This is a genomic window from Paenibacillus sp. FSL L8-0470, assembly GCF_038008625.1.
Lineage (GTDB): Bacteria > Bacillota > Bacilli > Paenibacillales > Paenibacillaceae > Paenibacillus_AQ.
The window spans coordinates 5013968-5033345 of sequence record NZ_JBBOZM010000001.1 but is presented as its reverse complement, the minus strand read 5'-3'; the positions used below and the strand labels follow the sequence as shown (position 1 = coordinate 5033345).

15 protein-coding genes are annotated in these 19378 nt (G+C 50.1%); 12 read left to right on the top strand and 3 right to left on the bottom strand.

Annotation, left to right across the window (positions count from 1 at the left end):
• Positions 1 to 21: 21 nt before the first annotated feature.
• The 5 genes from NST99_RS23020 (at position 22) to NST99_RS23000 (ending at position 6816) form a co-directional block, all read left to right on the top strand.
• A complete protein-coding gene (locus NST99_RS23020) occupies positions 22 to 1062 on the top strand; it encodes an NAD(P)/FAD-dependent oxidoreductase (protein ID WP_341094656.1) in 1041 nt (346 codons plus the stop codon).
• 106 nt (positions 1063 to 1168) lie between these two features.
• A protein-coding gene (locus NST99_RS23015) for an IS3 family transposase (RefSeq protein WP_341091255.1) occupies positions 1169 to 2727 on the top strand; the annotation gives its coding sequence in 2 pieces (ribosomal slippage) (positions 1169 to 1802 and positions 1802 to 2727; 1560 coding nt in all).
• Positions 2728 to 2932: 205 nt separating this feature from the next.
• The gene (locus NST99_RS23010) at positions 2933 to 4504 is read left to right on the top strand and encodes a spore germination protein (protein WP_341094654.1); all 1572 of its coding nucleotides are present in this window, start codon (positions 2933 to 2935) and stop codon (positions 4502 to 4504) included.
• Positions 4494 to 5702: a Ger(x)C family spore germination protein gene (locus tag NST99_RS23005; RefSeq protein ID WP_341094652.1), complete on the top strand. Its 1209-nt coding sequence runs from the start codon at positions 4494 to 4496 to the stop codon at positions 5700 to 5702. The genes NST99_RS23010 and NST99_RS23005 overlap by 11 nt, the downstream gene beginning before the upstream one ends.
• A 16-nt stretch (positions 5703 to 5718) precedes the next feature.
• Positions 5719 to 6816, top strand: a complete 1098-nt coding sequence (locus NST99_RS23000) for a GerAB/ArcD/ProY family transporter (RefSeq protein ID WP_341094650.1) — start codon at positions 5719 to 5721, stop codon at positions 6814 to 6816.
• 4 nt (positions 6817 to 6820) lie between these two features.
• On the opposite strand, the gene NST99_RS22995 is transcribed toward NST99_RS23000, so the two are convergent.
• The 3 genes from NST99_RS22995 to NST99_RS22985 form a co-directional block, all read right to left on the bottom strand.
• Positions 6821 to 7048 (bottom strand): hypothetical protein, encoded by a 228-nt coding sequence (locus NST99_RS22995; RefSeq protein ID WP_341094648.1) that lies wholly within the window; start codon positions 7046 to 7048, stop codon positions 6821 to 6823.
• A 183-nt stretch (positions 7049 to 7231) separates the two neighbouring features.
• The gene (locus tag NST99_RS22990) at positions 7232 to 8239 is read right to left on the bottom strand and encodes an ABC transporter substrate-binding protein (RefSeq protein ID WP_341094647.1); all 1008 of its coding nucleotides are present in this window, start codon (positions 8237 to 8239) and stop codon (positions 7232 to 7234) included.
• Positions 8240 to 8308: 69 nt separating this feature from the next.
• On the bottom strand, positions 8309 to 9925 hold the full coding sequence (locus tag NST99_RS22985; protein WP_341094644.1) for an AraC family transcriptional regulator: 1617 nt from the start codon (positions 9923 to 9925) through the stop codon (positions 8309 to 8311).
• 147 nt (positions 9926 to 10072) lie between these two features.
• Here NST99_RS22985 and NST99_RS22980 point away from each other — a divergent pair, with 147 nt between their 5' ends.
• The 7 genes from NST99_RS22980 (at position 10073) to NST99_RS22950 (ending at position 19331) form a co-directional block, all read left to right on the top strand.
• Positions 10073 to 10432, top strand: a complete 360-nt coding sequence (locus NST99_RS22980; protein ID WP_341094643.1) for a (2Fe-2S) ferredoxin domain-containing protein — start codon at positions 10073 to 10075, stop codon at positions 10430 to 10432.
• A gap of 109 nt (positions 10433 to 10541) precedes the next feature.
• Complete coding sequence (locus NST99_RS22975) at positions 10542 to 11480, top strand: carbohydrate ABC transporter permease (RefSeq protein ID WP_341094640.1); 939 nt, start codon at positions 10542 to 10544, stop codon at positions 11478 to 11480.
• A gap of 25 nt (positions 11481 to 11505) precedes the next feature.
• Complete coding sequence (locus NST99_RS22970) at positions 11506 to 12345, top strand: carbohydrate ABC transporter permease (protein ID WP_038594650.1); 840 nt, start codon at positions 11506 to 11508, stop codon at positions 12343 to 12345.
• Positions 12346 to 12500: 155 nt separating this feature from the next.
• Entirely contained in the window at positions 12501 to 13895 is a 1395-nt protein-coding gene (locus NST99_RS22965; protein ID WP_341094638.1) for an extracellular solute-binding protein, read from the top strand.
• Between the two features lie 97 nt (positions 13896 to 13992).
• Positions 13993 to 15804, top strand: coding sequence for a sensor histidine kinase (locus NST99_RS22960; protein WP_341094637.1), 1812 nt, complete (start codon positions 13993 to 13995; stop codon positions 15802 to 15804).
• A complete protein-coding gene (locus NST99_RS22955; RefSeq protein ID WP_341094635.1) occupies positions 15797 to 17410 on the top strand; it encodes a response regulator transcription factor in 1614 nt (537 codons plus the stop codon). Before NST99_RS22960 ends, NST99_RS22955 begins: the two co-directional genes overlap by 8 nt.
• 31 nt (positions 17411 to 17441) lie before the next feature.
• On the top strand, positions 17442 to 19331 hold the full coding sequence (locus tag NST99_RS22950; RefSeq protein ID WP_341094634.1) for a hypothetical protein: 1890 nt from the start codon (positions 17442 to 17444) through the stop codon (positions 19329 to 19331).
• Positions 19332 to 19378: the final 47 nt, after the last annotated feature.

Below are 19378 nucleotides of genomic sequence, written 5' to 3'. Positions count from 1 at the left end.
AACACTTACGGAGGGAAATAAATGAGTAATCAACTGGAATTATACGATGTAACGATCATTGGCGGGGGACCCGCAGGTATGTATACAGCATTTTATAGCGGCATGAGAGATTTGAAGACAAAGCTGATTGAAGCCAAGGAAGAGCTTGGCGGGAGAATGCTCATCTATCCCGAGAAAATGATCTGGGATGTGGGTGGAGTCACCCCAATTCTCTGCGGCCAATTGATTAAACAGCTGGAAGAGCAGGCCCGGACCTTCGATCCGACGATTATTCTGGGGCAGCAGATTATTGCTCAGGAGCGGCAGGAGGACGGAACCTATATTCTAACTTCAGATACAGGCGAACAGCACTGGACGCGTACGATCATTCTGGCGATCGGCTATGGTATTCTGCAGATGGCGAAGCTGGAAATTGAAGGCGCGGACCGCTACGAGGTTACGAATCTGCATTATACGGTGCAAGAGCTGGAGCCATTCCGCGGCAAAGCGGTGCTGATCTCCGGCGGTGGCGACTCCGCAGTAGACTGGGCCAATGAACTTGAAGGTATCGCAGCCAGCGTAACCATTGTGCACCGCAGAGAGCAGTTCGGCGGACATGAGAAGAACATCGCACGGATGAAGGCTTCCTCCGTAGAAGTACGAGTGCCTTTTGCGGTAAGCCAGCTGCACAGCAGAAATGGAGAGACGATCGATCAGGTGACGATCAGCCATATTGAATCCGGGGAAACAGAGCAGTTTGCGGTGGACGCGGTAATTGTGAACCATGGTTTAAAAAGCGATTTTGGGCCACTCAAGGAATGGGGCCTCGATATGGGAGACTGGTGCGCCAATGTCAGCGGACGGCTGGAGACGAATCTGCCAGGAATCTTCGCCGCAGGCGATTTTGTGGATTACAGCAGCAAGGTCCGCCTGATTGCCGGCACCTTTACCGATGCCGTTCTGGCCTTGAACAGTGCCAAGCTGTATATGGATCCCGATGCACCCAAAGCAGCCTATGTCTCCTCGCATAATGACCGTTTCAAAGAAAAGAACAAGGCGCTTGGCGTAAGCGATGAACACTAGCATACAGCATAATGATTGATAAATATGGCTGTCCCAAAGTGATATGCTCCCCATATAGTAGACAGGTGAAATAATAAAAACCTGTTACTGTATGGGGAGTATTTTTATGGAACAAAAGAAGTTTACAGCATTTGAAAAATTAACGATTCTCCAAGAGGTTGAATGCGGCCAGATCGGGCTCAAGGCTGCAGCTCGAAAGTACGGATTATCTAAAACATCTCTAGTGAAGTGGCGACGACGTTATCAATTGTACGGTTTTGAGGGGCTGGAAGTCCGGTCCTGCAACCGAAAATATACTGTGGAAATTAAGCGCCAGGCCGTTAAAGATTATATGGAGGGGGCATTGTCGCAATATCAAATCATCGACAAGTATAAGATCGCAAGTCGAACCCAACTCGCCAACTGGATTAAGAAGTATAATGGTCATAGCAGCAGCTTAACAGCTAATTCAGGAGGAACTAGAGCTATGACCAAAGGACGCGTAACCACTTGGCAGGAACGGATGGATATCGTGCTGTACTGCCTGTCGAATGGACAAGACTACACAAAGGCAGCAAACCATTTCCAGGTTTCTTACCAACAAATATATAGCTGGGTGAAGAAGTACGAAATAGGGGGCGAAGAGGCATTACGAGACGGCAGAGGACGTACCAAAGCACCTGAAGAGCTCACAGAAGCAGATCGCCACAAACTCGCGATGCAAAAGCTGGAATATGAGAATGCGCGGCTGCGTGCAGAGAATGCTTTTCTAAAAAAGTTAGAGGAACTCGAAAGGAGGAGACGCTAAGTCACGTTCGTCAGGAGAACATCTACCTGGCTATTCAGGCCATTCAGCAAGAGGAGTCTTGCTCTATTCAGCTTTTGTGTAACATCGCAGGGATCTCACGGTCAAGCTACTACAAATGGTTGAATCGTGAACCCAGTTCCCGGGAGACCGACAACGTGAAGCTTACACAGGCCATGCTTCTCCTGTATGAGAAGGTGGAACGAATCTTTGGGTATCGTCAATTGACCCTGCATTTGCGCAGACAAATGGGTAGAGTCATTAACGCGAAGCGAGTGTACCGTCTCATGAGGCTCCAAGGCATCCAGTCCGTCATCCGCAGAAAGAGGAAGAAGTACGTAGGCTCTGCGCCTCAGCAGGTTGCAGAGAACGTACTGAACCGTAAATTCGAGGCGGAAATGCCAAACCAAAAGTGGGTAACCGATGTAACGGAATTTAAATATGGTAACGGGCGGAAGGCGTATTTAAGTGCAATAAAAGATCTGCATGACAAGTCCATTGTTGCTTACGTTCTGGGTCATTCTAATAATAATTCGCTGGTTTTTAAGACGCTGGAGTTGGCTTTGCAGGCAGCACCAGAGACCCACCCCTTACTTCATAGCGACCGTGGTTTCCAGTATACCTCTCTGCACTTTAAGCAGATGCTGGACGAGGCAGAACTAACGCAGAGCATGTCCCGGGTGGGCTGCTGCATTGATAACGGACCCATGGAATCCTTCTGGGGGACACTGAAATGTGAGAAGTATTACTTGCATACCTACCGGACCTTTGAAGAGCTCCAAAAAGACATTGATAATTACATACATTTTTACAATTACGAACGGTTACAGGCAAAACTAAACGGCCTCAGTCCCAATGAATTCAGGACTAAGGCCGCTTAAGGATCTTTTATTATTTACGCTGTCTACTTGACGGGGTGCAGTTCAAAGTAGAAGAATCTACGGCGGGGCAGCCTTTTCAGTTTCCGCATGGATAAATTCAGAAATGAAGGACATCGGCTGGAAAGCCTCATGCCATCTCACACATTCCATAACCTGCATAAAAGGAGAGTGACAGGCGAATAGTAAAAGGCAGGAGGTGCCGAAGATGGCTAAACGTAACACAGGACCCAAGCCCGCCGGGGCGCATGAAGGCAGCACTTCAAGCCCCCCGCTCTCCTTAAGCCTAGACGATAATGTTAAAGTGATTAGATCCAGACTTGGAAACAGCCCGGATCTCATTATACGCGAGTACAAAACAATAGATAATGCCAACCAGATGTCTGCAGTATATATCAACGGCATCATCGACAAGGAACGGGTAGAAGAGTTCATTACCCATGCCTTTTCGTTTGGAATTCAAAGCGAAGAGAAGTCTGCTGAGCTGACAATCTTAGACTTGTTCGTCTATGTGCAAGAAAAGGCGCTCACTATCGGTAAAGAAAAACTCATTCAGGATCTCAATAGTCTTCTAGAAGCCCTCATGTCGGGAGACACGGTATTGCTGTTCCATGGTCTGAAGGATGCCATCAGCCTAAGTACAAGCGGCGGTGAAAGCAGAGCTGTCACGGAAGCCGCAACCCAGGTAGCCATTCGCGGCTCCAAGGAGAGCTTTACGGAATCGCTTGGCACGAATATCGCCCTTGTGCGCAGGAGAATCAAAAGCCCTGATCTATGGATCGAGACAATGACCCTTGGGGCTGTAACCAAAACTGATGTCACCATGATGTATATTCACGGACTTGCCCCGGAAGAGACACTGCAGGAGTTCAGGAAGAAGCTCCAGGAAATCCATGTGGATTCTATTCTGGAATCGGGATACATTGAGCAGATGATTGAAGAGAACAGGTTCTCTCCTTTTCCGACGTTATACAATACGGAACGGCCGGACAGTGTGGCCGGAAATCTGCTGGAAGGCAGAATAGCTTTGTTTGTGGACGGGACCCCTTTTGTGCTGATCGCACCTACAACCTTCCTTATGTTTTTTCATACAGTTGAGGATTACTATCAGCGGTATGATATATCGACATTAATCCGTTTACTAAGATTACTCTGCCTGGTGATTTCCTTATTTGGTCCAGCCGTTTTTGTTGCAGCACTAAATTTCCATCAGGAGATGATCCCTACACCCTTGTTGATTAATCTGGCCTCACAGCGGGAAGGTGTACCTTTTCCTACATTCGTTGAGGCGCTGATGATGGAGATTACCTTTGAGATCATCCGTGAAGCCGGGATTCGGATGCCTTCTCCCATTGGTCAAACCGTCTCGATTATTGGGGGGCTGGTTCTGGGACAGGCGGCTGTTCAGGCCGGGATTGTGTCTCCCGCCATGGTTATTGTGGTTTCATTAACGGGGATCTCGAGCTTCGCCACGCCTTCCTTTAATATGGCGTTGTCCATACGCGTACTCCGTTTTGTTATCATGTTTATTGCTGCTTTTATAGGTCTTTACGGCATAGCTATTGTCAGCCTGATACTGGTTGCCCATATGTGCTCCTTGCGTTCCCTTGGTGTTCCTTATCTCTCCCCAATCGCTCCGTTTGCACCGGGTGATCAGAAGGACGTCATATTACGGACACCTTTGCATTTCATGAAGACCCGCAAACGTTTGATCAACCGTAGTAGTACTGAAGCCGGCCAGAGCGGTCAGAACCGGCAGGGAAATAACAATGAGAACTAAAATGCCGGTTCTGCTGTCGGTTTGGCTGATCCTATCTCTGATCCTCACAGGATGCTGGAACAGCAGAGAACTAAATGACCTTGCCATTGTGAGCGGTATCGGAATTGATCTAACGGCAAACAATGGGGAGTTCCGGGTTACCTTTCAGGTGGTTAATCCGTCGGCTTCATCTACAAGTATGGGTTCCGGGAACGGAATGCCTGCGGTTACTGTGATTTCTGCAAGCGACCGAACGGTATTCGGGGCATTGCGTAAAGCCTCCAAGCGGGCGACGCGTCAGCTGTTTTTTGCCCATTCTCAGCTCGTTGTTGTGGGTGAATCGCTGGCCAGAAGCGGAATTGAAGGCTTGTTCGATATTTTTGAACGATCACATGAACTTCGCCTGAACTCGCCTGTGCTGATTTCCAGAAATTCAGATGCCGCATCTGTGCTCAAGATTTTGACGACGCTGGAGAGTCTGCCCTCCATGGGGGTGGTCAAAAAGATGCAAAATACCTCCAGAGTATACGGAGAGAACCGGAATATGAATGTTTTTGAGATCATTAACGGGATCACGGGAGAAGGGGATTTGACGATTAACGGCCTGCGCCTTATCGGGGATCCAGCCGATGGAATGAAGAAATCCAGCCTCGAACAATCAGAAACGAAGGCAGGAACAATAATGAGCGGACTGGGTGTCTTTAAGGACGATAAGCTGATTTATTGGATGGACGGGCCTGCGGCGAGAGGCACTCAATGGGTGCTTAATAAAGTCAGAGAAACTAATATTGACGTTGCCTCTGGGGATAAAGATGAGGATATTGCCGTCAATGTGTTCTACTCGAAGACCACTGTCAGGATTGAAGTCAGGAACGGTGTACCGGTCTTTCATCTGCGTATTCGTGAGGAAGGTATTATAAATGAAACGGGAAGCTATGTGGATTTGGGCCTCAAGGAAGAAATTGTGAAGCTGGAAGCCGAACTGGAGGAGAAAACCAAGGAGGAAGTTGAGCTGGCTATACGAACCGCGCAAGCGTCACAAACCGATATCTTTGGTTTTGGCAATGAACTGAAGCGTACTAATCCGGCAATCTGGGACAAGGTAGGGAAGGAATGGAGCACCGCCTTTGCGCAAGGAGAATTGGATATTCAGGTTGAAGCATATATCCGCAGCACCGGGATGAGGTTGAAGCCTTACATGGCTCCAGAAAAAGAATGAATGGGTGAGCAGATTCATGAGAAAAGAAGTTATCGGGCCGATTCAATTATTTTCCATGATAGTACTGTTTGAACTGGGGACGGCGATTGTGGTACCCATTGGGCTGGAAAGCGGACATGCCGTCTGGCTGTCGATCCTGATAGCTCTGCCCGGGGGGATTCTCCTATATTGGATTTACGTCGATTTGTATCTTCAATTTCCCAATATGATTATCAGCGGTTATACACAACAAATTCTCGGCAAATGGATCGGCTGGCCGTTGAGTCTGCTGTTTCTTCCCATTTTGCTCTATAACGGCTCCCGGAATTTGCGCGAAGCAGGAGACCTCCTCATCTCGGCTTCATACGACAGGACGCCTGTGTTTATCATTAATGCGATTATGGTAATCGCCGTGATGTATATCCTGTACAAGGGGATCGAGGTGTTCGCAAGAACGTCAGAGATCTACTTTTTTATCACCATCCTTATGGGTTTGCTCTGCAACTTTGTAGTTATTGCGGCGGGGCTGACTAAGTTCAAGAATCTGTTTCCAATTCATGCCGGGGAATGGATGGAAGCATTGCGCTCCGCTTACCCGAGCATATGGATTTTCCCTTTTGGCGAACTTGTCTGCTTCACGACGATACTTCCCCATTTGAACAAAACGCGGAAGGTCAGGAAGACTGGAATCGCCGCTATTCTTTTAAGCGGATTTCTGCTCAGCTTCACGCATGCTGTTGAGATGTCGGTGCTTGGAACAGACATTTACAGCCGCACAACCTTTCCGATGTTTACGACCATTACGCTTGTCAATGTGGCCAATTTTATTCAGCGCTTGGATGCGTTTGTCATCCTGACCCTGATTATTGGGGTGTTTTTCAAAATGTCGATTTATTGCTATGCAGCTGTCATGATTGCGGCTGATTTATTCAAGGTTAAGGATACGCGCAGGCTGGTCATCCCGGTAGGGGTTGTGGTATTGTTCACTTCGTTTGTCAGTGCGGAGAATTACCCTGTTCATATGAAAGAAGGCAGTGTTTTTCTAAAGAATATCCTGCCTCTTCTGTGTGCTGTCATCCCGATTCTGCTGTTTCTTGTACACAGGCTGCGGCGCAGATTCGGACTGTACCGGTAAATTATTATTTCTGTGGAGCTCTGTTCCGTTTGATAAAGCGGGAAATTGCGGCAACAATAGGCAGAGCAGCAAATACAACCATGATGAACGCTTCCTGCAGGGGAGTGGTTATAAATACGGTATAGAAGGAATGCACCGACATCGCGAGGCTGGTGCCTGACAGCAGATCGACAACTACCAACAGTGAAAATGTTAAAAAAGCGAGCAGAAAATAGATACACAGAACCTTCATCCGGTTGTCCTCCTTGGCGGCAAGTGTTTGAAAAGTAATCCTCTTTCGGGAACTGTAGACTAGAGGTATTATCTCCATTTCTGGATGGGTTAATCAGAGTGCCTCTTGTATACTCCGCGCTGCAGAAGATGACCATAAAAAAACCGGCAGACCAGCCAATCAAGGCTAATCTCCGGCTTGTGCTTATTGTCCTTTAGTCAGCCATTCCGCCAATTCCTCAGTCTGGGACAATACGGCAATGGGGTCATAATACCACGAACGTTCCTCTTTCCATACATAGAGATGATCGTTTTTGACTGCAGGGAGGCTGCCCCAAACAGGATCATCTTTAAAGTCCTGGACGGTGTAGCTGTTATCGGTCACGATGAGATAATCCCCTGCATACTTGTTTAGCACCTCAGCTGATAATTCCGCCCACTGCTTCTCCATGATCTCGGCGGCGACCTCGGTAGGAGGCTTACGGCCCAACGCCTGGTAGACCGGCTGTCCGCCCCGTCCAAAATTGTCCCCGTAGACCCAGGTGCTTTTATCCGAATGCTCCAGGATACTGAAGGTTGCATCTGCAGGAATGGCTGCATCTACCTTAGCTTTAGCAGCGGCGATCCGTTTGTCGTATTCGGCCAGCCAATCCTTTGCTTCCTGTTCCTTGCCCAGCAGCTCACCGAAATAGGTCAGTTCCTGATGAGCATCCTTTAGATCCCCGTAAGGAACAATGACCGTTGGCGCGATTTGGCTTAAAGCTTCATAGCTGTCGGCATTGCCGGAGATAATCAGGTCCGGATCCAGCGCGATGATTTTCTCGGGCGACATCTTTCCGTAGGTTCCGGTATCCGCTACACCTGTAAGGGATTCCTTGAAATACATATTTTGCAGCGTCAGGCCAGGAGCGCCGACGGGAATGGTGTCCAGTGCTATCAGGCTGCCCAGATATTCCTCGGCAACGATCCGCTTCGGCTGAACGGGGATTTCAATATCACCGTTTCCAGTTGTCACTGTTTTGAACGATGCCGGTGCGGTTGTTTCTGCAGGCTGCTGTGAAGGTGCCAAAGCTTTGGCAGCACTTCCTGAATTAGTTGCAGAGCCAGTGCTCTGGTTGCTGCCACAGGCTGTGACCAGAAGAGTCAGGGTCAAGAGCAGCGGGTAGACGAGCCAGCGCTTCCGGGTGTTGCTGTTATGTTGCCGGTTAATCAACTTATATGCCTCCTTATGTAGAACGATTATCATTCTCAATTACACTTTACAGATTTCAGCGGGTGAACACTATGGCTTAATGTGATCTTGTCCTATGGAAATTTGTGATCTTATTGTTCTCATGAGCGTCTTTAGCTGAGCCAATGAAGAGAGGGGGTCAAACCCATAGAACATGTCCGGCTGATCGAGTAGATAGACATGCCCGCTGCGGGCTGCGTCAAGCTCCTGCCAGCGGGCGGAGCGCAGCAGGGTCTCGAAGCGCCGCTGACCCTCAGCGGTTGAAGCGCTGCTGGTGAAAAAGATATGATCTGCCGGATAATCGGCTATATGCTCAGCCGGTATTTCCAGATAGCCACGGTTCATCAGCCCGTGCTCCATCAAGACGCCGGGCGGCTGAAAGCCGAGATCGCCATATAAAATCTGGCAGCCATGGCCATAGCTGCTGCTGAAGCAGTATGCGCTGCTCGTGCCGAACTCCCAAATGACGGCTGTGCCCCGTGTACCAAGCAGCCGGTCCAATTGCAGGTTAGCTTCGTAACACAGCTGATCATAACGTCTCAACCAGGCTTCGGCCTGAGGCTGCCGGTCTGCAATCCCGGCGATCATCCGAAACTGCTCGCGCCAGTCCATTTGCATGTAAGGCAGCTCTATCACTGGAGCTACCGGCAGCAGCTGCTTACTCTCTCCGGGAAGGTCATAGCTGATGATGACATCCGGGCGCACAGCGGCAACCCTGTTATAGAGCATGGCCGCGCTGCTGCCTTCGAGCTGAAGCTTAAGCGCAGAAGGAACCGCCTCATGACGTTCCATCCACCCGGAATACACTCCAAGCTGTGGCATAATCTCCAGAGCCCGCAGGCTTGCGGTATGGTTGAAATTGAGGGCCACAATTCTTTTATTCTTACGGTGGTAGGCTGCAGGAGAAATGCCAACGACCTGCTTGAATTTCCGGCTTAAGTAGGTCCCTTCAACATAGCCGACCTCCAGCGCGAGCTGAGACAAATTCGGAGCACCGGTCAGCATACGCTTCTGGGCTCTGCGGATGCGCTGCAGGGTTACATATTCATTGAAGGTTTGTCCGGTAGCTTTGCGGAAGACCCGCGAGAAGTGTTCCGGGCTAACCCCTGCCTGTTCGGCCATCTGACTTCTTGTGATATCCTCGGAATAATGTGCTTCTATATATTCCAGCACGCGGTCAAGCCAATGCGCCGGGGATTGGCTATTCTCTCTGATTTCGCCATAAAGCTCGGTCAGCAATTCGGTGAATACCTGCTGTACGGTGAAAGGGGACTGAATTTCGCTCCCCTCCCAGACTCTCAGCAGGCGGGCTGCGATTGTGCAAATCTTGGTCGAGCAATTTCCCAACGGGTGCCTGTCGTTTAGGGGATTTGTATCATTGCTCTGCAGCGGAAATGTAGAGTATTCAATCCATACGCCCTGCAACTGATGCTGCGGGCTTAGAGAAACACCGGATTGTGTACTGCAGCACAGCATACTGCCGCCGGATAGGCTAAGGCGTTCGTCTTGAATATCGATAGTTCCGCTGCCTCCGGTTACAATAACAGACAAGTGTCCGGAGGATCCGGGAGCAATGCTTGCGGCTAATCCGGCTAGATTTTCAACGCGTACCGGGAAGTAGAAAGGATGGGGATGAGAACGGGATTCGCCAGGTTGCCGGAGAGGCATGGATAGAATCACTCCTTTGATGTTTGATAATAATTCTCATTTGTATTATAGCAGTCTTTCACCCTATTGACGATTGTCCGGGCAATCGGTAGAGTTTAGAAGAATTCATGTAAAGGTATTATTGTTCAGAAAGAGGTGGGACATTCCATGACGACCTGGAATTTGCAAGGAACAGTAAGCCATCTGCTGATCTGCAATGGGAGCAGCTGCAGAAAGCATAAGGGTGAAGAGGTGGCTGATGCAATTGAGGATGAGATCGAGAAGCAGGGCGCGGAACGGCTGATTCATACGACGGTTACCCGCTGCAACGGAAGATGCTCGGATGCCTGCGTAGTGATTTCCTATCCGAAAGGAGTGTGGTATAAGGAGATTACCCCCAAATCGGCCAAAGCGCTGGTGCGCAAAGTTCTGGAAGGCGAACGTCTGGAAGACAACGTGCTTTATACTTACGATGGAGAGCTCATTGCAGCAACCGAGAAAGATGCGAAGGGCAAAAAGAAGAAGTAAAAATTACATCCAATATGATCAAAATACCGTCAAAGCGCTGGCGGTATTTTTTTTATACTAAATTTATAAATAGCGCATAACCAATAACGAAACTATTGAGGTGTTAGACATGGGACAAAACCTGGAAACTTTACCGCAACAACCGCCTGTGCGCAGCCGTAGAGCCTGGTCGCTGCAAAAGGGTGAGACGCTTTCCGGACTGCTGTTCGTAAGCCCGATGCTGGTCGGGGTGACGATACTGGTGCTGATTCCGATCATCGCCACGTTATTCCTCGGATTTGCCGATTGGAACTTTGTTCAGGGCTTTGACGGCATCCGCTGGGTAGGCCTGCAGAATTTCACCAATCTGCTGCAGGACGAGATGTTCATCCGTTCGGTGCGCAACAATTTTCTGTTTCTGCTGACGGTGCCGGTGTATTTGCTGGTGTCGATGGTGCTGGCGATTCTGATTGACCGTTATGTGTATATGAAGGGATATTTCAAAATTGCCTATTTCGTTCCTTATGTGTCCATGACCGTAGCGGTAGCCATCGTATGGCAGGTGCTGTTCCAGCCCTCCTATGGACCTATTAATGAAATGCTCAAGGCTATCGGAATTGCCGACCCGCCGAAATGGATTGCCGACCCGCATTTCGCGTTGATCTCGATCATGATGATCTCTGTCTGGATCTCCATCGGCTTCAATATGATTATTTACATCGCCGGACTGCAGTCCATTCCGAAGGATCTGTATGAGGCGGCTGACATTGATGGAGCAGGCGCCTGGACAAAATTCAGACGGATCACCTTCCCGCTGCTGTCACCAACGACCTTTTTTCTTCTTGTAACCGGTATTATTGCCACTTTTAAAGTGTTTGATATTATCGCTGTCCTGACGCAGGGCGGCCCTATCGGCTCAACGACAATGATGGTCTGGTACTTATACGATACAGCTTTTGTAAATCTGAAGGTTGGTTATGCGTCGGCCATCGCTGTGGTCTTGTTCATCTTCGTGATGCTGATTACTTTCGGCCAGTGGCTGGCAGAGAAAAAATGGGTTAATTACTAGGGCGGCAAGGGAGGGAAGAGAAACTATGGAAATACGCACAGGCTTGGACTGGCGCAAAGTAATTATTACGGTTGTAATGTTTGCGGGAAGTGTTTTGTTCCTGCTGCCTTTTATATGGATGCTGGTAACGTCGTTCAAAGTAGAGTCGGAAGTGTTTGCTTACCCGATCCAGTGGCTCCCCAAGAAGTGGAATGCCATTGAGAATTACAAGGAAGTCTGGTTCGGGGATTACCCGTTCACTCTATATTACTGGAACTCGATTAAAGTAGCGCTGATCACGACGGCGTTGTCCTGTCTGGTCTCGGCAATGGCCGCCTACGGCTTTTCGAAGATCAAATTCCGCTCCAGTAATTTCCTGTTTATGATCGTACTCGTGACGTATATGATTCCAGGACAGGCGATCCTGATTCCGCAGTTTATCCTGTACCGTAATATCGGGCTGTTTGACAGCCATTTTGGACTGATTCTGCTCGGCAGTTTCAGTGTGCTTGGCACCTTTATGCTGCGGCAGTTCTTTATGGGACTGCACCAGGAGTTCATTGAATCAGCTAAAATAGACGGTGCGGGCCACCCCAGAATCTTCTGGTCGATTGCACTTCCGCTGGTGAAGCCTGCTGTGGCCACTTATGCTATACTCCGGTTCATCTGGACCTGGAATGATTATCAGAATCCGCTGATCTTTATCCGAAGCGACAAGCTGCTGACCCTTCCGATAGCTATTCAAAAATTCACTTCCATGAGCGGAGAGTTCTATTCCCTGATCATGGCGGCCGCAGTGTCGGCAATTCTTCCGCTCATTATTATCTTTATCCTTGGCCAAAAAAGTGTTATCGAAGGAATTGCTCTTGGCGGTGTTAAAGGGTAAGCTGCAAGCGGGAACTCTCCTATATTTAATAGAAGTAAAAATAATTCAATAAAAGTAAATATTGTTTCATGTGTCAAATGAAAGCGTATTCTATAATTCAGTTGTCAGTTTCAAGTAAGTGAAAGCTGAAGAAAACTTTGAGGAGGGTTATAGAAATGAGAACAAAAGTATGGGCAGGAGCAATTACGGGGGTTCTGATGTTAGGCCTGCTGTCGGGCTGCGGCGGTAATAACAATAACAATGCTGCGGACGGTGGAGCGACTGCAGGCACAAACGGCGGGGCCTCCGGCAGTACCGAGACCACTAATCTGCGGCTCTACACCTACGGTACTGAAGAAGCCTATAATTGGAAGCATACGCTGGAGGCTTATGAAGCGGCAACTCCGGGCGTGAAGATTGAGCTGGTACAGCTCAGCGAGAAGGGAGATACACAGGAGGCCTTCAAAAAGCTGGATCTGGAGGCAGCGTCCTCAGCCCAGATGGATATTCTGATGTTCAGCGATGCGGCGGGTTATGCGCAGCGTGTCGCGCTTGGCATGGCGGAACCGCTGGATGAGTACATTGCCAAGGATAACTATAAGGTGGAAGAGGATTACAAGGTGGATACCCATCTGGACGGCAAGGTCTTCGCGCTTCCGGGTAAATTCAATCCATGGTATGTGCTGCTGAACAAGGACCAATTGGACGAAGCGGGTCTTGCGGTGCCGGCCGAATGGACCTGGGATGATTTTGCTGACTACGCCAAGAAGCTGACTAAAGGTGAAGGTGCGGAGAAACGCTACGGAACCTACTTCCATGGCCCTCAAGCCGGCGGCTGGATGGAATTCCTGAAGCTGAAGCTGGAGAATCAAGCGCAGAACTCCGAGTTTCTCAAAGCCGATGGCACGTCCAATCTGGACGATCCAAACTTCAAGGCGACGCTTGAGCTGAGACTGCGGATGGAGAAAGAGGATAAATCCTCGGTGCCCTATTCCGATATGATCTCCCAGAAGCTGGCCTACCGGACACAATTCTTCAACCAATCCGCCAGCATGATTCTGATCGGCAGCTGGATGAACACGGAAATTGGCGGTACGGAAAAGGTGCCTTTGAACTTTAATGTGGCGGTTGCCCCGTTCCCTAAGAACACTGCAGGCGATGAAAACGGTCTGACTCCGGTTACTACAGACTATGTGGCTGTGGCAGCCAAATCTAAGAATAAAGAAGCGGCTTACAAATTTGTACGCTGGTACACAACGGAAGGACAGCTTGTCCAAGGTAAAAACATCCCGGCCTGGAGCAAGGTGACCAGCGATCAGGTGGAAGGCATCATTGATACGATTCTCACCGGCACCAAAAATCCGGAGAATGTGGACAAAAAGTCACTGGTAGATACTCTCGTAGCTTCTAAAGCTTCGGCGATTATTCCACCCGCCACCTACCAGGCTGAGGTCTACAAGGCGATCAATGAGGAATACGAGAAAATGATCCTCGGCGATCAGGATGTGGATACAACGGTGAAAAACGCCAAGGAGCGGGTCGACAAAATTATTGCTGCCAACAAAAAATAATTGATATAATGTTTTAACCTTATACTTCTTGCAGAAACGGATGCCTTCCTTCAAGGGGAGGCGCACCGTTTCTACTTGTTTCAGGGGGACATCCGATATGATTAGCAGACTGAGGGAACTTGCCCCTAAATCCATCCGCCATAAGCTGATCCTGGCAGCTGTGGCTTGTATTCTCGTTCCAGCCGCTCTGACACTAATCATTTATAATTCCTTGACCCAAGAGGCCGTAAAACGGCAAGCGGTTTCAAATGCGGAGGATTCTCTGCAGCTGGTGAGCGGTTCAGTAATGAACAGCTTGAAGGGAATGGTGACCATTGCCAATTACGTGCAGACCAATCCCGGGCTGAGAGCCTATTTCAAGCTGGTGGCCTCGGGCAATGCCAGCGGCAATGAGTATGAACGCTTTATGGACAGTAACCGGGTGCTGGAGCAGCTTGATACCCTTACGGTTGTAGGCCAGAACTGCTATGTTACGATTCTGCTGACCAACAATGCTTACTATATGAACTATTCTGTTAGCGATTACAATCCGCTGGATCTTAAGAAAAAGCCCTGGTTCCAGAAGCTAATGGAACTGAAAGGGCTGGAATCCTATTGGATAGGTGTCGAGTCTACCGACTTCTCCTATGACAAATTTGATCATCCGTATCAGTTGACCGTTGCCCGTACGCTGCGGCTGGACAGCACAGAGATTTACGGCTATGCCATTGTCACGATTATGGAGGATCAGCTCCATTCGATTTTTGGCAATCTTTCCGCCGGCCAGAAGGTGACGCTGCTGGACAGTGCCGGCATGATCGTCTCCGGTGGCGATCCCGAAAGTATCGGCAAGCCGTTTCCATATACCGCTGCTGTGGATCATCTCAAGGATTCCACTGTGGTATCCATAGCAGGAGAGCGGTATCTGGTCGCCCAGCAGCAGATTCCATTCAACGGCTGGAGGCTTGTGCTGATGCAGCCATATTCACAGAGCATCGTCGATATCAGCTCCATATTCAACCGGGTATTTACCATACAGCTCATTTCCTTTTTTGTGTTTCTGCTGCTGCTGATTACGCTGGTCCGTGCCTTTACGAAGCCGCTGGTGCGACTCGGCAAAGTGACAACGGCAGTGCAGCGGGGCAATCTGCTGGTGCGTTCGGGGGTCCGGGGCAATGACGAGATCGGGCGTTTGGGCCTGCTGTTCGATCAGATGCTGGACCGGGTCAAGGAAATGATAGCCGAAGTGTCCGATACCCAGGCGCGCAAAAGAAAAGCGGAGCTTAAAATGCTCCAGGCCCAGATCAACCCGCATTTTCTCTTTAATGTGCTCAACTCGATCCGGATGAAGGTCATGAAGCGGGGAGACCCGGACAGCGCCAAAATGATCGGTTCGCTGTCCATGCTGCTGCGGATGACGATCAGCCGTGAGGAGGATGAGATTTTCCTGCATGAGGAGATCGATCTGGTCTCCCATTATGTCAGTTTGATGAATCTGCGCCAGAAGGAAGAGGCCGCACTTCAGCTGGATATTGATCCGGAAGCTTTTCTCCTTAAAGTGCCACGTTTCTTTCTTCAGCCGCTTGTCGAGAACGCGCTCATTCACGGTCTCAGCCAAAAGCCGGGAACGATCAGCATCCGGGCAGTCGTGGAAGAGAAGGTCATCGTGCTTACGATTGAGGACAACGGGCGGGGGATGGACAGCAGCGAATTATCCAGCCTTACCCGCAAGATAAGCTTGGAAGCGGAGAGCCTTCCCGGGAAGGCAGAGCTTAAGGACTCTTTTTCCGGCATGGGACTGCATAATGTGGTCGAGCGGATGAGAATTCTTTTTGGCGGAGAATTTGCTATTGAAGTCAGCAGCATAGCAGGGGAAGGTACAGCAATCAGGATGTTTATTCCGCACAGGGAGGTGATCCGGGATGTATAAAGTCATGCTGGTGGATGATGATTATCCTGTAATTGAGCTTTTATCCGAAAGTATCCGCTGGGAGGAGCTTGGCCTGTGTCTGATGGGGACGCATGAGAATGGCTGGAACGCCTGGGAGCATGCCCGGCTGGAGATGCCGGATATTCTGATTACGGATATCGGGATGCCGCGGATGAACGGATTGGAGCTGTCTTCACTCGTGAAGGAGCTGAAGCCGGAGGTGCGGATTGCCATTCTTTCCTGCCATAACGAATTTCAGTACGCACAGCAGGCGATGAGGCTGAATGTGCAGGATTATTTGCTGAAGGATGCGCTGGACCCGGAGGATCTGGTGCAGCTCCTGCGCAGATTCAAGGAATCGCTGGATGAGGAAACCAAGACAGGCTGGGAGAATTCCCGGATCAAGCATTTGTTCGGGGAGACCCGGGAGCTGCGCAAGGAGCGGAGCATCAAGAATTTTATCCACCAGCCGCTGCTTTCACCGGAGAAATGGATGGATGAAGCTGCCGAATATGGATTGTTCCAGAATGGAGAATGCTGCCTGCCGGTGATCGCCTATCTTGAGGACTACCGGCATGTGAAATACCGCTTCTCCTCGGATCAGACCCTGCATTTTGCTGTATGCAATGTGATGAATGAGGTGCTGGACGGAATGAAGCCGAGCGGGCTGTATGTCGGTTACAATGTGAAGTCTTCATTCTTGTTATTCTCCTATAAGCCCGGTCTTCAGGGCAATATTTATGCCGAAGCCGCCGCCGGGCTGAAGATGATCCAGTCTACCTTGTTCAGGGTGCTGAAGATTCAAATGTCCTTCATTACAGGAGAAGGGACCGGTTCGCCGGAGGGGCTGAAGCAACAGCTTGGCCAACTGCTGGCGGGGGAAGAACAACGTTTCTATCTGGAGCAGGGGGAGATTGCGAAGCGGAAGTCCCCGCAGTCTCCGGTCAGCAGCCACACCAACAATCTGTTCGCTCATTATGACCAGGCCAGTATGGAGCTGAGAGAGGTGCTGCTGGGCAGGTCCGTTGATTTGTCGTGCACGATAACGGATAAATGGATAGCGCAGATCCGGCAGGAGAAGTATGCACCGGAAGTGGTTAAGGATTGGACGCTGAAGCTGCTGCTCGATCTGAAGCTGAAGCTGCATTCCCTGCAGTCGGTCCGGCCTGCTTATTCGGCGGATACGCTGCATAAGGAGATTGTGGATATTGATTCACTGCCTGCCCTGCGGGAATGGCTCGATAATCACCTGAAATCCATCGCCCGCGCCAAAGGTGCGGGCGCCGGGGCAAGCAAACGGGCTGAGGTGATGGAAGCCTGCCAGTATGTCTCTCTGCGTCTGGGCTCCAGAATCAGCCTGGATGAGGTGGCGGATCACTTGCACCTGAATTCCAGCTATTTCAGCAGGCTGTTTAAGAAGGAAACCGGCACTACTTTTATCGAATATGTAACCAAGCTGAAGATGGAACGGGCCAAGGAACTGCTGGACGGAACGAACTCTACGGTCGGTGAGATCTGTGAGCAGCTTGGGTATGACAACCAGAGCTATTTTATTAAGACATTCAAGTCGCATGCCGGAGTTACACCCGTGGAATACCGGGGCTGATATTCAGGTGTGCCAGGAAAGGCGGCGTAATATGCAAAGGATTGAACTGCATCCCATTATTGCAGCGATGGAACCGTCGGATGTCCGGTTGTATTATCCTGAAGGTGATCAGAAGACATTCTGGAGTTATGTGCTGGAATCACCGCTATACTGTGATGAGCTTGCGGAGATCCGCCGGGAAGGCGAACGGCTGAATGATGTTCCTATTCCTGAGCTTACGTATGAGCTGTTCTCCAGCTTTGCCCGCACGGGTTCAAGGCTGGAATATGAGCGGGTCTATTTCGAGCGCAGGCGAATACTGAATACGGCTGTTCTGCTGGCGCTGCTGGAACCCGGGCGGGAGAAGCATTTAACGGCGGTGTGTGAGATTGTGTGGAGCATCTGCAACGAATATACCTGGTGTCTCCCCGCTCATCTGGGAGATACCGGCATCACAGAGACGATTGATTTGTTCTCGGCAGAGACAGGCTTTGCACTCAGCGAAATCAATTGTCTTCTTGGCGAACGGCTGCCTGCCCTGCTGCGGGCCCGGATCAAGGCAGAGATAGATAAGCGGCTGTTCGTACCGTACTTAACCTGCGGACCCTATCATTGGGAGACTTCCACCCATAATTGGTCGGCGGTTTGTTCCGGCTCTATAGGCTCGGCGGCACTTTTGCTGATGGAAGATAAGGAAACGCTTACCGAGATCCTGTACAAAGTGCAGGGCAGCATGGAATATTACTTGCAGGGCTTTGGTGAAGACGGCGCTTGTCTTGAAGGGTTGGGGTACTGGAATTACGGATTTGGCTATTTCGTCTACTATGCTGATCTGCTTCGCCAAAAAAGCCGGGGGCAGCTGGACTGGTTCCGGCGTGATAAGGTAGGCAGCATCGCGGCCTTCCAGCAGAAATGTTTTCTCGGCGGGCAGCTTGTGGCGAACTTCTCCGATTCACTGGAGTCAGGCCATGTATTTCTAGGACTCAGCCATTATCTGGCTTCCGCGTATCCTGAAGTGGAGGTACCTCCGCTGTCGCTTAGAGCCGCTTACACTGAGGATCACTGCAGCCGGTGGGCTCCTGCGCTGCGTAATCTGATCTGGCGTAAGCCGGAGGAAGGACAAAGAGATTGGGGCAGCGCCAGCTATTATCTTCCGGATGCGCAGTGGCTGTTGTCCCGTCATTCGGGTACGGATGGCGGTTTCGGGTTTGCTGCCAAGGGCGGCAACAATGACGAACCTCATAACCACAATGACCTCGGGGGATTTATCCTGCAGGGAGAAGGAACGGTATATATTTCCGAGCTGGGCAGCGGGGAATACACTTCAGGTTACTTCGGAACAGAGCGGTACTCCTATGATTGCAACGGTTCTCAAGGCCATAGCGTGCCAATTATAGACGGGCAGTACCAGGTTGCGGGAGCGGAGGCTTATGCTGAAGTTCAGGAAGCGAAGGCCGGGGACGGCAGTGATGTGCTGGAGCTTGATTTGACCCGTGCATACCGTGTTGGCAGCTTGGAGGGCTTAACACGCCGCTTCAAATGGGAGACAGGCGTTAATCCTCCTGTACTTGCGATGACTGATGAATTCCGGTTTGCGGAAGCTCCAGCGGCGCTGGTTGAACGGTTTATTACCTTTATTCCGCCTGTTCTGGAGGAAGATACGGTGCTGCTTGAGAGGCAGGGAGACGGAGATGGGTATGAACAGGGACAGGGACAGGCAGATGATGGACAAGCTCATGGAAAGGCAAATAGAGGAGCAGCTGGGCAGGGGCAGCGTGGGTTGCGTATCAGCTATGACATTGCGAAGCTGAAGCCCGAAATTTCCGTGCATAGCTATAACGACCATTTCGGTAAGGTGAAGACTTGGTATGGTCTGGATTTTTATGCCGGGAAGCCGGGTAAGCATGAAAGATATCATTTTGAATTCAGATTCCTGGACTAAATATGCTTTCAACCGTGATGAGCGGTTCAATAGAAGAAATCTGGGGA

Bases quoted from the DNA above. Each gene is read 5' to 3' on its own strand.
- NST99_RS23020 (WP_341094656.1), top strand. From the start codon at position 22: ATGAGTAATCAACTGGAATTATACGATGTAACGATCATTGGCGGGGGA.
- NST99_RS23010 (WP_341094654.1), top strand. From the start codon at position 2,933: ATGGCTAAACGTAACACAGGACCCAAGCCCGCCGGGGCGCATGAAGGC.
- NST99_RS23005 (WP_341094652.1), top strand. From the start codon at position 4,494: ATGAGAACTAAAATGCCGGTTCTGCTGTCGGTTTGGCTGATCCTATCT.
- NST99_RS23000 (WP_341094650.1), top strand. From the start codon at position 5,719: ATGAGAAAAGAAGTTATCGGGCCGATTCAATTATTTTCCATGATAGTA.
- NST99_RS22995 (WP_341094648.1), bottom strand. From the start codon at position 7,048: ATGAAGGTTCTGTGTATCTATTTTCTGCTCGCTTTTTTAACATTTTCA.
- NST99_RS22985 (WP_341094644.1), bottom strand. From the start codon at position 9,925: ATGCCTCTCCGGCAACCTGGCGAATCCCGTTCTCATCCCCATCCTTTC.
- NST99_RS22980 (WP_341094643.1), top strand. From the start codon at position 10,073: ATGACGACCTGGAATTTGCAAGGAACAGTAAGCCATCTGCTGATCTGC.
- NST99_RS22975 (WP_341094640.1), top strand. From the start codon at position 10,542: ATGGGACAAAACCTGGAAACTTTACCGCAACAACCGCCTGTGCGCAGC.
- NST99_RS22970 (WP_038594650.1), top strand. From the start codon at position 11,506: ATGGAAATACGCACAGGCTTGGACTGGCGCAAAGTAATTATTACGGTT.
- NST99_RS22965 (WP_341094638.1), top strand. From the start codon at position 12,501: ATGAGAACAAAAGTATGGGCAGGAGCAATTACGGGGGTTCTGATGTTA.
- NST99_RS22960 (WP_341094637.1), top strand. From the start codon at position 13,993: ATGATTAGCAGACTGAGGGAACTTGCCCCTAAATCCATCCGCCATAAG.
- NST99_RS22955 (WP_341094635.1), top strand. From the start codon at position 15,797: ATGTATAAAGTCATGCTGGTGGATGATGATTATCCTGTAATTGAGCTT.
- NST99_RS22950 (WP_341094634.1), top strand. From the start codon at position 17,442: ATGCAAAGGATTGAACTGCATCCCATTATTGCAGCGATGGAACCGTCG.